Source organism: Veronia nyctiphanis (assembly GCF_004116385.1).
GTDB classification, from domain to species: domain Bacteria; phylum Pseudomonadota; class Gammaproteobacteria; order Enterobacterales; family Vibrionaceae; genus Veronia; species Veronia nyctiphanis.
Window position 1 is genome coordinate 1 of the sequence record NZ_PEIB01000015.1, and the last position, 12926, is coordinate 12926.

At 42.6% G+C, this 12926-nt stretch carries 12 protein-coding genes; 6 read left to right on the forward strand and 6 right to left on the reverse strand.

What is annotated here, in order from left to right:
• Nucleotides 1-609: 609 nt before the first annotated feature.
• The 5 genes from CS022_RS12925 to CS022_RS12945 all read right to left on the reverse strand — a co-directional run bounded on the left by CS022_RS12925 (nucleotide 610) and on the right by CS022_RS12945 (nucleotide 4807).
• On the reverse strand, nucleotides 610-1218 hold the full coding sequence (locus CS022_RS12925; protein ID WP_129122628.1) for a hypothetical protein: 609 nt from the start codon (nucleotides 1216-1218) through the stop codon (nucleotides 610-612).
• Nucleotides 1219-1247: 29 nt separating this feature from the next.
• Nucleotides 1248-1430, reverse strand: coding sequence for a hypothetical protein (locus tag CS022_RS12930; RefSeq protein ID WP_129122629.1), 183 nt, complete (start codon nucleotides 1428-1430; stop codon nucleotides 1248-1250).
• A 14-nt stretch (nucleotides 1431-1444) separates the two neighbouring features.
• On the reverse strand, nucleotides 1445-2305 hold the full coding sequence (locus tag CS022_RS12935; RefSeq protein WP_129122630.1) for a hypothetical protein: 861 nt from the start codon (nucleotides 2303-2305) through the stop codon (nucleotides 1445-1447).
• Nucleotides 2306-2616: 311 nt separating this feature from the next.
• On the reverse strand, nucleotides 2617-3336 hold the full coding sequence (locus CS022_RS12940; protein WP_129122631.1) for a hypothetical protein: 720 nt from the start codon (nucleotides 3334-3336) through the stop codon (nucleotides 2617-2619).
• A gap of 427 nt (nucleotides 3337-3763) precedes the next feature.
• Nucleotides 3764-4807, reverse strand: a complete 1044-nt coding sequence (locus CS022_RS12945; RefSeq protein ID WP_129122632.1) for a lipocalin family protein — start codon at nucleotides 4805-4807, stop codon at nucleotides 3764-3766.
• Nucleotides 4808-5155: 348 nt separating this feature from the next.
• On the opposite strand from CS022_RS12945, the gene CS022_RS12950 reads away from it, so the two are divergent.
• The 4 genes from CS022_RS12950 (at nucleotide 5156) to CS022_RS12965 (ending at nucleotide 7411) form a co-directional block, all read left to right on the forward strand.
• Nucleotides 5156-5515: a MerR family transcriptional regulator gene (locus tag CS022_RS12950; protein WP_129122633.1), complete on the forward strand. Its 360-nt coding sequence runs from the start codon at nucleotides 5156-5158 to the stop codon at nucleotides 5513-5515.
• A gap of 46 nt (nucleotides 5516-5561) precedes the next feature.
• Nucleotides 5562-6137: an NAD(P)H-dependent oxidoreductase gene (locus CS022_RS12955; RefSeq protein ID WP_129122634.1), complete on the forward strand. Its 576-nt coding sequence runs from the start codon at nucleotides 5562-5564 to the stop codon at nucleotides 6135-6137.
• 301 nt (nucleotides 6138-6438) lie between these two features.
• Entirely contained in the window at nucleotides 6439-6843 is a 405-nt protein-coding gene (locus tag CS022_RS12960; protein WP_129122635.1) for a hypothetical protein, read from the forward strand.
• Nucleotides 6844-6874: 31 nt separating this feature from the next.
• Nucleotides 6875-7411 (forward strand): GNAT family N-acetyltransferase, encoded by a 537-nt coding sequence (locus CS022_RS12965; RefSeq protein WP_129122636.1) that lies wholly within the window; start codon nucleotides 6875-6877, stop codon nucleotides 7409-7411.
• Between the two features lie 35 nt (nucleotides 7412-7446).
• Here CS022_RS12965 and CS022_RS12970 read toward each other — a convergent pair whose 3' ends face one another.
• On the reverse strand, nucleotides 7447-9090 hold the full coding sequence (locus CS022_RS12970; RefSeq protein WP_129122637.1) for a S1 family peptidase: 1644 nt from the start codon (nucleotides 9088-9090) through the stop codon (nucleotides 7447-7449).
• A 246-nt stretch (nucleotides 9091-9336) separates the two neighbouring features.
• On the opposite strand from CS022_RS12970, the gene CS022_RS12975 reads away from it, so the two are divergent.
• Together CS022_RS12975 and CS022_RS12980 are read left to right on the forward strand one after the other, a co-directional pair.
• Nucleotides 9337-10290, forward strand: a complete 954-nt coding sequence (locus tag CS022_RS12975; protein ID WP_129122638.1) for an acyltransferase family protein — start codon at nucleotides 9337-9339, stop codon at nucleotides 10288-10290.
• A gap of 274 nt (nucleotides 10291-10564) precedes the next feature.
• Nucleotides 10565-11533, forward strand: a complete 969-nt coding sequence (locus CS022_RS12980; RefSeq protein WP_129122639.1) for a hypothetical protein — start codon at nucleotides 10565-10567, stop codon at nucleotides 11531-11533.
• The last annotated feature ends 1393 nt before the right edge of the window (nucleotides 11534-12926 follow it).

Genomic DNA, 12926 nt, shown 5'->3' on the forward strand with positions numbered 1-12926 from the left:
GTTGCATCGGAAATGCCGTATTCACGGCAGACTTCGTTAACTTTTCGACCCGCTATTCGGGGAATGGTTACGGAGGGAATAAGTAATCGGTAAGCCAATTAATTTGTGTTGCACTTTGCCACGTAGAATCTTCGCTTAGCCAAAAATCTTGGCCTGATTCACTGTAGTTATTAACGATGACAGGAAGATCATTTTTTCTTATAGAAACAGAGCCAGTACCACCTGTGGCGGTCGCAGAGTCACTAGAACCCCGCCCCAGCCGACCATAGTTAAAGATGTTAACAAACATAACGTTACAATCTTGAAGTTCATTTCTTTTCTCTCACCTGAATTAATTGGACGTCGTATTATTATTCAGGGGTAATAAAAAACAACGTCCAAAATAATATTTGACGATAGTTTTATCCTTTCTTTTTTGAGAATGATTTTGGTTTCAGGGAGTTATTTTGTAAAAAAAGATAAAAATATTTAGACAGGGTTTGTCCATTCATTATGGTTAGTGTTGCGGGTAAAATTTCGTTATGTGCAACAAACCAGTAGAGTTAATACCCTACTGGTTTATTACGCTTATGCATTTTAGTTGAATTATTTCAGGCAGCGGAGTGAAAGCTAGGAGGTCCTTTTTACGCCATCTTGATACCAGTGGCCATCTTCGAAAGTCCAGTGACCACTAGGTGTGAATCCAACTTGTGAGTCTTCTTTACGGTCCACTTCTTCTTTACGGTCCAATCTACCCCATGTGCCATCCGCTCTTGTCCCATAGCTATTGCTGGGTTGTTGTGGCAATTGGTCAGGACTCGTGATTAATTGACCATCATAGTATGTTCTCGTGCCAAACCCGCTTATTTGCCACTGAAGCCCTGGGAAGTCGTCGTTTGGCTGTTCTTTATCTTGATTATAATTTGTTAATCCAGAACCCAGTTGAACAGGACCTCTTGGTTGTGAAACGTTACTCGGTGTTCCTGTATTATGATCAAAATCTTCGAATGTCACAAAGCCAGCTAAACCTTGTAAATCTTTAACAGCAACACTTGGCTTTGTCCCAGATTTGTTATACTTGAGTTCTCCCTGCGTACCTGCAATCAGAAAAGCGCCTACCGTTGAGTGGTCTGACTGGGCGGGAATGGCCGCATCGATTAGTGCCGAAGTTGTCGCTCCAAATGCTATGTCTGAAGCAGCTACTGCGACTCCTCCTATAGCATCTGCTGTTCCACGCAACAGATCAGGGTTTCTGCTTCTACGGCTGGCTAAGCCCACTGCGCCCGCAGCCATACCTGCCAGTACTTTTGTAGCGACTTGAGTACCAATGTCGCCCTTGCGGCATCAGCGCCACCTTGATCCATTTTCCAGCTCCACTTCCTGCCCGCGTTATACAATCCGAACTCTAAACCGCCATAGGCAGCAGTCAGACCTTGATTTCCAAGAGTCATATTCTGACCTGAAATCACCCCCCCAAGCCGTATACTTTTGTAAAATAGTCGATATTACTGGCATCAATGATCTCTTGTCCCGCTGCATTTTCAGTTTTAGGTAGCTCCCACTTGCCCGTCTGTTCGTTTTTTATCAAATTGATGCTATAGCCATTTTCTATTCCAGCTTCGACTGCATTAGTAATGTGACCAGTGCCACCTGCACCAGTGGCTGAGTCTGTTGCTTTGCCGCTATATCCGAGGGTGGCGTTTACAACACCATGCAGTTTCACATCCATCTGCATTGTCGTAACTTTTTCACCATTTATGACACCCGTTCTCGGGGCATGAACAACATATGTCTCTCTCGATTCAGTGGTGACTGCTGTACCCCCACCCGACACTTCATTTTCTGGCCCAAATCCTTCTTTGTATAGAGGAGCGCTTAACGACTGAGCTTTATTGAATGCAGTTTGGTGATACCATGCTGGTAATGGCCCACGTTTTGAGTATTGATCTCCCCATCTTGGGCCTTTGGGGTTATCGTGAACCGAAAATTCTCGGTTATCTGAACCGGACAGATTTTCAACACTGTTAGCGTAGTCAACTGCTTTATCCAGAAGGTCGGGTGTTACCCCATTTGCAATCTTAGTTGCCGCATCCGCGTACTCAATAGCTTTTCCAGATGAAACCAATACACCAATTCCTGTAGCGACACCATTCAAGAGATCTGCGGCTTGACTTTGAGCGGGATTGACGTTCCTAGCATTCTGTGTGACGGAGTTTGCTTGAGGATTACGACTATTCTGTGTGCCGGATGCTTGAGGATTACGACGATTCTGTGTACCGGAGTTTGTACGACTTGCAAATCCTCCTACTCCTCCGCGAGAAATCAAGGAGAAACCTACATATGGAAAGGTGGAGGCTAGGGCTGCCCATTTAATGACTTGTTCTTTGGTTGCTTCTGGCAGTACAGCTTCAGCTGGATTCCACCCAGGATTGTTATCGTAAAATTCTTTTGCTTCATTTTCGTTGTCGAATTGCTTAACTTGAACAGCATCGATCGGTATACCATATACTTCGGCTACTTGAGCCTGAATGATATTTGCAGGATGAATATTGTCATTTTTTACAGGATCGAAGGATTCAGGTGACAGCTTGAGGTCTTTATTTTTAGCTAAATTGATTGCATTGACCGTACTTTTCTCTATTTCTCTCGCTGACGCTTCTGTGTCTTTCGCGGTGTCTGAAAGGCTTTTACTGTCTGTATCTTCTTTCGCATGCGAAGCTCATGGACTAAAACACTGGTCCGTTCGTCTGGTGAGAGATTACCAAAGCGCTGTTTATCAAGCGTCACTGTATTAGTTTTATCATCGTAAAGTGCTGTTGCACCCTGGTATTTGTCTTTGTATTTTGAGTTATCAATATCCGCTAATTTGAATTTTGTATTTGCAACAACTTCAGGAGAAATGATTTTATTCGTGTCGATATTAACGTCTTTGGAAAACTTATCACGCTGGCTTTCTATTTGAGCGTTTGTATCTTTGATTAGCGAAGTGACCTTATTTACGTCTCTACTTAAATCGTCTTTGTTATATGGTGTGTTTTTTTCTTTAATAGGTTCGCTACTCTTAACCTCAACAGGATGTTTATTTTCAATTTCACCCTTATTTTTTTCTGAGCTAACTGCTGCCTCATTAGATGTTTGTGACGATTGGCTGTTAACCTCAAGCTTGCTTCGTATGTTTTGCTCTGCGGCAGCTCTTTTTTGGTCGATCTGGTCTTTACTACTGTCACTAGGTTTTACAAGTTTTTCTCTGTTTGGTCTTTTACTTGACGGGCTAATATCTTGATCTTTATCGTCATTGTCCCTTGGTGACTTAGGTTTTGTTACTGTTTCCGTATTTTTTGTAGCTACGACACCCATGTTTACCTCCTAACTGACTGAAATTAAGATTGGTTTAGCCAACTGACGTTATTAGTATTTTATTTTTTGGTACTTAATGCATACCAGTTATTGGTATTAACCATATACCAGTTACTATTTTTGCAAGGTGTTTTTTTCAAATTTTCTCTTCATTTCACTTTTTATTGTGATGTCGATATTTATTTTTTTTACTTTGATAAATTTAATTATATTTAATCGTTAATTTTAAAATATTTATATTATAAAGTCAGTTGTATATTAAATGTATTTACTATGAGATATTTATTATTTATGAAACTGGTTTTAATACTTAGAGGAGGTAGTTATTGGTACTTAAAGTGATAAGGTGGGTGATAGCCCCTTCAAGTGGCTATTTTTATACTTAGTATTTAATCGATATTTTTAAAAAATGATCGAGGTAAACCTTTTACTGAAACCATCCTCCGGAATAGCCAGACAGTTCTACATAGCCTTTACCGTTAATTTCATTGCCTGCTTTTGTGCCGTCAATGGATATCAGGCCTTCCCAATAGTTCCAAAGTGCATTCGGCATTTCTTGTTCGGGCAGGGTGGCATTAATGTTTGCGCTGAAACCAAGGTGAGGGATAGACATGGTCCAGTTCTGAGGGTAAAGGCCATTGGTTTCTTGCCCTTGCCACCAGTCTAAGACATTGACATCCACCTGCTCTTGGCTGAGTTTCGATGCGTTACCATCGCTATCAATGTAGGTACCGTAGGCAAGTTCAATGTCATAAGGGTTTTCTTCGTCTCTTCGGAATATCCAGAACATGATCTCTGAATTGTCATCGAGTTGAATAGAAAACCAGTCCCAGCCTTTGATGAAAATGGGTACAAAATGTCCCCATACGTGGTCCATCCAGGTTGATCCATTAACATTGGCGGTGACCCCACCTTTCTTAATGGTTCCCTGCACATCCATGCGTGGCCGAGAGTAGTAATAGCCTGTGCCAGCATGTGCACCGATAGAGACGATACCATCGTCGTCATGAAGAATTGCGCCCTTGATATCGTTCAGCGTGAATCGATATTCGATACCTTCGGCATCCCCTGAGATCTCATAGCGTCCATCGGGAAAGCGTTCGGCTGAACCGATTCTGCTGGCAATGTTGAGGCGACGCTTATTTGGACGATGGAAAAACTGAAAATTCTCTGAGTGATGATGGCGGCCTGTCGAAAGATCGGTAATGGCAACATGTGTCGATAACGTTGAAAAGCCAAAGAAGCTCGCCATATTGAAAAACGTCAGTTGGAAGCCGTATGTATTCCCTTCATCATCCTGAACATTGCCCGTCCAATACCACCACTCGGCAATGCCATCATGAGCGGCTTCGTCCCTCGGAAATTCGATGGGCGGATTATGATGAAAGAAAAACCTGTTTTCCGCGTTTGCCGTGTTTATATTCAACATAAATAACAGCAAAACCATGACATATCTGGTTATGGTGTTCACATTTTTCTCCCTGTCTTGTTTTTATAGTGATGCTTTATCTGCCTTTCCACTTTGAAGGTAAAGGCAATCCTGTTTTGTAATTTTTGAATGTAGTCAGAGAGAGTCAGCAAGATGTGTACGACAAGTGAGAGGGTAGTGTTTAAGCTCTAAGGCGGGAGGATGAAACCCATGTTCTATGTTGGCGCCTTTGTATGCCGCCAAGACAAGGTTGCGGTTTGTGTTGTGTGCCTGAATTATCAACCACAGTGTTGATTTACTGCTACTCATGTTGTTTTTTGTTCTTGATGTAAACGCAGTGTTGATGCGTCAGAACATGCTGTAATGCCAGATGAATAGTGGGATGGGAACGTGTATATCAAGGAAGCTTCTGAACAAACGGGTGCGACTCAAAGAGCAATAAGGCTGTATGAATCTATAGGCCTGTTGAATGTAAGACGCGTAGGAAAATATCGGGTCTACAGCGAACAAAACATAAACCTGATTATGCTGATCAAAGAAGCGCAGACATTGGGTATCTCTTTATCAGATTTGAGCCGTCTGAAAGCTGATGATGAAGATTTCGATTGGAAATTGGTCAGTGACTTTTTGATTGAGAAACAAAAGTCGGTCGAAAAAGAGATTGAAGTGTTAGAGGCAAAGAAACGCCGCATAGAGAGTTATCGAATATCGATAAATAAATGTAATCAGGCCCTTGACTCTGACCTATAGGTGAGAGTGTAGACTGCGCTTAAACATGAAAAGGGAATCAAACCTCATGAAAAAAGTGTTAGTTATCAACGGTAATCCGAAATCAGACAGTCTATGTAAATCTATGGCAGACCAGTATGCAACAGTTGCTGCCAAGCATCACAACGTGGAACAAATTCATGTCGGTGATTTGGATTTTCAGATGAACCTCAGTGCGGGTTACGACAAGAACACAGCGATGGAGCCTGACCTCGCGAACTTTCAAAAGATGATCATGTGGGCCGAACATGTCGTGATCGTCAGTCCCGTCTGGTGGGGTACGGTGCCAGCAAAACTCAAAGGCCTGATAGACAGAACATTCTTACCAAACTTTGCTTTTAAATATACCAAGGGCAAAGCCATTCCTGAGAAGTTATTAAAGGGCAGAACATCCGAACTTATCATTACTCTCGATACACCGCCCCTTTGGTACAAATACGTGAAAGGCAACGCGGTGTATAAACAATTGAAAAAATGCACCTTGGATTTTACAGGGATAAAAAACCGTACATCGACGTATTTTGGCCCTGTTATCAACTCAAAGCCTGAAAGCAGAGAAGCGTGGCTCGGCAAAGTGACCAAGCTGGCGAGTAATATCAAATAGCATGAAGTGCTGATGAGGCTATATCATTAAATTTGAGTAAGCTTTTTGGTGTCAGATAAAGCGTCGCGGGCGCTTTATCGTTTAATTTCCTGTGCTTTATCGCTTGGCTTTGCTGCCCGTACTCAATCTACTCCACTCTAAAACCCCTTAACCGCTAACAATGTCGATTTTTCCGATAGGTATCAGACCTGTATTTACGCTTATGTGCAGTGCACCGGGCTTTTACGCAATGAATTTGAAGCTTGTTTTAGTCTGTTGTTTCTTTGTCATTCAATGCATCACGTAGTCAGGGAGCAGTAAGTTGAAGCAGGCTTTGAGCAGCGACGATATCAGAGATATGCCGACAGGCTTTTACGGCAAAGTGTCGTTGCGAGTGGAGGGAGAGCGGCAGACATGGTTTATTCAAAGTTTGGTTGAAGCGACACGTAATCTGCCGATTGTTAAGGTCGAATTGACTACGTTGGACGACTATCTGGATGAGAATGCGTGGTTTCATGGAACTCATCAACCCACGATACGTTCTCTGATAGAACACTATCGTCGTGCCGAGAATGCTGATTTGAATTGCCCCATCATTATCTCAACAGAGTTTGGTGTGATGGACGGATTACACAGGATTGTAAAAGCGCACCTTAATGGGCATACCTCCATCAATGCGGTGTTTATTGAAACCTTACCTGAGCCAGATTACATCGGCGATTTTTGAACATTTAGACGATATGAGAAGTGGAAAACTGATGCTTAAAAAACAATGGACGTCAGCGAACTTGATGTTCAGTGAATTTGAAAAATCTGAAGCTGATTTGGCGAAATCACTGTTCGATCAAAACCGCGAAATGGTTGATGTGGATCCGACCTTCAGAGAATGGCCGCTCGGTGAGTACGATGAGCTCATAAGCAAAAGCCATGAAGAAAAAACACCATTAACCAAAGAAGGCTTTTATCTACGTAAAATCTCCACCAAAGATAATGTGCCAATCGGTTATGTGCAGATTGAAGTGAATGCCCCTAAGCCGGGCGTTTTCTTTATCCCAATGTTATCTATTGTTCCTGAGTATCAGGGGAAAAACGTTGGTCGTGAGGTGGTCGAGAGTGTGATTGATACCGTTACACAATATGCTGAATTTACCCATGTTGCGCTCAACGTTTATGCCGAAAATATGGCGGCGTTTCGTTTCTGGTATCAACAAGGCTTTACCCAGATAAAAGGCTTTTTCCCAGAATTCGAATTGGGTAAAAAATACCATTGCCTCCTTCTGGAAAAAGCCTTGTAGTTGTCTCGTCCGTTATGGTTCGTCTGCGTTTGTCGTCAGGCTTTACGGCGGCGTTTGTTGCTCGTTGTAAGGCCAAATACCATTATTGCAATCAGCGCGCTAAAGGTAAGGTAACCGCCGGATTTAAAGTTACGGACCACCGCAGCCGGCTGCCCCGAAGCCGAAGGTGAAGGAAACTCGTAAACGATAGCGATCGACTCATCGCTCTCGGTGATATTGAGGCTAAAACTGCCGTTATTCAGAGCGGGCAGTCTGTCCAGTGTATTCATCTTTTCACTCATCACCCAAAGTGTACCGGCTGCGCTGCCAGCAGGTAGTGAGTAATCAAAGCTAAAGTCGCCTGTCGCCAGTCCGTCGAGCTCAAGCACGGAAGTCTTTGAGCTGTTGTTTGTGGCAGATACTCCTCTGTTACCTGAAGTCTGCCATTGCTCTGGCGCGGCATAGACATTGATGTCGTTAATGTTCACAGCCTGAGTGACAGCATTAGTTGCATTTGGCGGACGGCCGACGGTGTTCGCTAACAGCTCCAAATTCAGACTTCCGTAATCTGGGTGACTGAGAGCAACAGAGAGGAATTGCTCGTTTCGACCTTCGCTAGGCACTGAGGTGTTGCCCGCTATGATGCATTGTTCCCCACGGTTAATCTGTGCCTGACAGGTATTTTCAGTGACGGTGAGACCCTGAGAGGCCCCGATGACATTGACGTTAGCGGCTTTGTCGCCCTTATTGGTGAGAACGAAACGATGGTTAACTTGCGTATTAATGGCTTGCCCGACGTGGGTGAGTGAGGCATTCACATCGATGCCAGTGATCGTTTGATAAATCCAGCGAGAGTAGTAAGCAATAGATGATGCAGCATTAAAAAGACCAAAGTTTTCGGCGGTGTTACATATTCTGTCCGGGCTTCCACTTTTCTTTTGGGTGTAATTGGTTACCGCGGCCTGATACCGCTTACCGCTTGAGGCTTCAACTATCACTGGGCCACCGCTGTCGCCGTTACAGGTTCCCACATTGTTGACGACCAGCGTGCAATGATGTTTTCGACTGAGTGTTTGATTCGCTCCCCCTTGAGTGCTGGCGAGACTTTCGCATGTTCTGTTGGCCGCGAGCGGGACTTTTGCCTCAAACAGTTGCGTTGGAATAAACGCCGAGCCATCACGGTATCCCCATCCTGCAACCGTGAGTTTGTCGCCAGTATCCTTACCGTCCATTATCCGACTACTGGCGAGTGCGACGGGCAACGAATCTGCCAGCGTAAATGGCAACTCTAGAATCGCAATATCGTCAGCTTTGTAAGAGCGGTATTCTGGATGAACGGTAATGTTTTCAACGGGTATTTCGATAGACGAGGCGAGACTTTGCAGACCAACGGACACGTAAATACGTCGACCTTGTTCTATCGGGGGAACAACGCAATGTGCGGCAGTCAGAATATGTTTTTTGCTTATTAACGATGCTGTACAACGAAAACTCACACCAAAAATTGTATCGCTGAACAACGACACGGCAAATGGCCAGTCTTGTTCCGACGCGGTGGAGCCTCCGAAAATGCGTGTAGTGGCATCACTCGCGGCTGTTTGTGCGGGTTGACTGTCGTTTGGTTCGGCACAAACCGGGAGTGTGAAAGAGGTAAGCGCCGCCAGCATAAAAGAAAGTCCAATTTTCTTTGGATTTTTCATTATCGATCCTTGATATAAAAAACCGTACTAGCAGAAGCATAGAGGGCACTGATTATCAGCAGTGTCTTATGTTTGCATCGGACAAGCAGCAGGAAGGCTTTGTCGACATGTGCATTAATCGACTAACGGTTATTTATGATTGAAAAATCAACTCTTCACCGGCTCTTCATTAACTCGTCAATCAGCTGTCATAGCTAGCTGTTAAACCAATGCCCGTTGTTTTCTTTGTAAGGATGTCAGGCAGTTATGCAAAGGTCATTAATGCTTGATATGGCGAGGGTATTCGCCATTGCATTGGTGCTCATCGCCCATTTTGGACAGTTGCTGGGTCATGCTTCCGGCGACTTTTTTGGTATCAAGAACTTCTATTACGTCAGTTTGGGTGGGGTAGGGGTGTCATTGTTCTTGCTACTCTCTGGCTTGCTGGTGGGTCTGACAGATGCGCACAGATCACCACGTTTTCTTCCTTACATGAAAAAGAAAGTAGTGCGTATTTATCCCATGTATTTACTGACTGTGCCTCTTTCATTTGTGGGTTATCTTCTATCAGGCCTTGTGCTTGATGGTGGTCTGCCTGATGTGTTCCCCAATGGCTTCTGGATTGACACCTTGGGTTCGGTGACGGGTGCTTACGCATGGCTAGGGCTGTGGGGAGGGCCATATAACCCACCAAGTTGGTTTATCGGCTTGATCATGGCCATGTACCTGTTGGCTGTCCCCCTTATTGGTTTGTTCAAGTGGTCACCAAATGTCACTTTACAGTTTCTATTTATTCTAAGTGTGTTTTCGCGCTGGTATGTGGGTGCTGAGGGCGTTTTCCCCTTTGATGATTCTGTTTTTGATGACCTTAAAGGTTGGACGTATCGGCAATTTGGCTTTATGCCGGGCAGGCCAACAGACTGGTTTCCTCTGTGTAGGGTATTTGAGTTTGCTCTGGGAATATATCTGGCCTTGCAAGTTAAACACAACTTTTGGTTCAAGTTAGACATCTCCCTATTACGCAAACCTGTTACTTTTCTCAGTGATATCGCCTTCCCCTTATTTTTACTCCATTACCCATTTATGTTTTTGGTCATGATGTTCAATGATTGGGGAATGAATACTTCTCTCAGTATCAGTATGTTTTTAGTATTTATTGTTGTAATGGCATGGTGTGTGACGCAGGCAGAGAGTTTGTTGATGAAAAGAGTCTATATATGAATGCCATAGTCAGCGATAGCTCGGTTGTAAATTGACTCCTTGAGTAAGTAAATCAAACTGCCAGTTAGCCCTTCACTAGTGTAGTAACTTTTTCTATGTGTTTCGGATGAGTGTTTGTATTGATGCCTGATCACATCGGTAAACATCTTTTGGCACAGAAGCACACTGTTTGAACATGTCGCAATTGCTATATCTGTTATCCTTTCTCAGTGTTGTCACTTTTGTTTGGATGAGACTTTTCTTGAGATTGAGTTGTATGAAAAGGCAATATTTAGTGGTCCTGATGGGCGTCTGTATATTAACCCTGCCCATGGGGACTGCTGTTGGCGATGAGTTAGAGATTGACCAAGAGGCTTTGCAGGCGATGAAGAAAGAGCTTGCACCTGTTGTACGCGAGTTCATTCTTGCCACCGTAGATGGTATGAGCTTACTTACCAACTCAGACCTGCTCTCTGCGGCGTATGTAAAAGTGGATGATGTACGCTACTCTGGCTTCAAGTTGCCATTTAACTGGCAGTGGCAATTTCAGGAAAACTCGGATTATCTGGAGACTTCAGTCTTCTTTGCCCGAGGTGAAGCACACACCGAGGAAAAAACCTTTGAAGAAGACGCGCAAACTGAACTGGTCACCTATGTTAGCCAATCTGTTGGTGCCTCACTCTCTTATTATCATCAACTGACATCGGACGTAACGATCATCCCCTCGTTCGGCGTGCGATATCAAAAGATGAAGAATACCGCTGAGCTGAGAGGGGATTTTGCCAAGCTTCTTGCGGAGCCATTGGTTAATGGCTTTATCTTTAACTGGTCACTAGATACGCTCACGCTAGCACCAAGGATAACCCTTTCTAAAAAAACGGAGTTTGGCAATGGTTACAGTGCAACGTTTTCTAGTACTTATCAATACGAACACCTTTATACCAGGAACGTCACAAACGATGCGCATCGTATAGACTTTGATCGAAATTTCATCACGGCGTCCGCATCAGTCGAAACCGCGCACACGTATCCTTTGATATCTCGTTCAGGGAGCACAGATCTTACATACTCCGTCGTCAACATACTCAATTCAAACTTCACGGAGGATGAAAATATTTTCATTCACCACTTGCAGGTCGGTTTCAATATAAAAACTGATTTTGACCTCGATTCCGGTGTGTTAGATGAGGTGCGCTTAACCATTGGTGCTGGTAGTGGGAAAGGTATCAAGTCTTTTGATGTTGGCTTGAGTGTGCCTTTTTAACTCAGGCGAAGCCTTTCGTTTTTTCCTCTCGATAAATTGCCTATCAGTGAATCAATGTTCAGTTGACCTTTCATCTTATGTGGCATGCTCGTTGCTACGTATTCTGGAGGGTTTGTCAGAAGTAACCTTCGCTTGTTTCGTCATCATAAAATGTTGCTTCAGTAACATCGTGGCACTGTACCAACAGAACTAAAGTCAGTTTACTCAGCCAAGAGTAGAGTTCTAGGCGTGCCTTTGTCTCATTTTAAGTGATCCTCGGCCAATCTGATAAGGCATGTATGTTCCAGTTGATATCAAAACAATTTCTATTATTCAGTAAAAGTATAAATAGTTTTTAACAGCAGAACATTTTTCCTAACCATTCAAAATATAATGCTAATTCATCTTGAAATAAATAATTTATCAAAATGACATATAAATTATATATTACATATAGTTTTCATCAATGATAATAGAATTGATATTGATTAATTACACTCGTATCATAATCAGGATTTTGGCGCTATTGATGATGGATAAAGCGCGGGGTAGGATTTCAAGTTGCTGATTATTATAATTAAAAATAGAATATTTTATTATCACTACATGTTCATTATTAGTCAATTAAATCTAAAAAATGAAACTTATTTCATTGATTTACTCTTAGAAATGTACTTGATTAACTTTGTCATAATTATTTTGGAACTATTTTTTTTTTAAAAGATGGAAATTGCAAAAAATGGCGATATAGTAAGGGCGTGGATTGAAAAAAATTACAAAAATAAAAAGTGAACAACAGAGAGCGTTCACGTAGGTAAAAGTCAGTGCTAGGTTTCCAGTCGAAACAGTTAGAAATAACGTTTCCTCCGTAAACCAGCCGAAGTGAAATAGTGTAGAGATTGTAGTTTTTTCGTATGAAATAGTTTGAAATTGCTGTCGATTACGAACTATATATCTTATCACTTTCGCTTATAAATATACTGAAAACGGATAGTATTCCTGGTGTTATACCCCGTAAGTTATGAGTTATTATAACTTTTGGAACATAAACCCAATGACACGGAGAGAGGCATTATGTATAGCGGTTCTATTAATAAATAAAGTAAATTTATCCAAGGTAATAACAATGGATTGCTTTTTTAAGAAGCGATTCAGGGTATTATATCAGCTAGAGTTTATGTTGGGTATAGATATTCAATACTATAACGATCAGTTGGCGATCGTTAGTTAAATTTCTGAAAGTTATCTGAATACAGGGAGGAAAAATGGACTGTGTTATTAAACAAGAGAGTGAGACAGATATACTCGAATCGGTAAGCAGATTAAGCAATGAAAGAATTAATGAAATTCTTATGATGGCTTTTAATATTATCGAAGAAAACACTACACTGGCGGAGGTTAGTGAGCCAATTAC

Excerpts from the sequence above, each read along its gene's own strand:
- CS022_RS12970 (WP_129122637.1), bottom strand. The coding sequence starts at position 9,090 with ATGAAAAATCCAAAGAAAATTGGACTTTCTTTTATGCTGGCGGCGCTT.
- CS022_RS12940 (WP_129122631.1), bottom strand. The coding sequence starts at position 3,336 with ATGGGTGTCGTAGCTACAAAAAATACGGAAACAGTAACAAAACCTAAG.
- CS022_RS12955 (WP_129122634.1), top strand. The coding sequence starts at position 5,562 with ATGAAAAAAGTGTTAGTTATCAACGGTAATCCGAAATCAGACAGTCTA.
- CS022_RS12930 (WP_129122629.1), bottom strand. The coding sequence starts at position 1,430 with ATGACTCTTGGAAATCAAGGTCTGACTGCTGCCTATGGCGGTTTAGAG.
- CS022_RS12975 (WP_129122638.1), top strand. The coding sequence starts at position 9,337 with ATGCAAAGGTCATTAATGCTTGATATGGCGAGGGTATTCGCCATTGCA.
- CS022_RS12965 (WP_129122636.1), top strand. The coding sequence starts at position 6,875 with ATGCTTAAAAAACAATGGACGTCAGCGAACTTGATGTTCAGTGAATTT.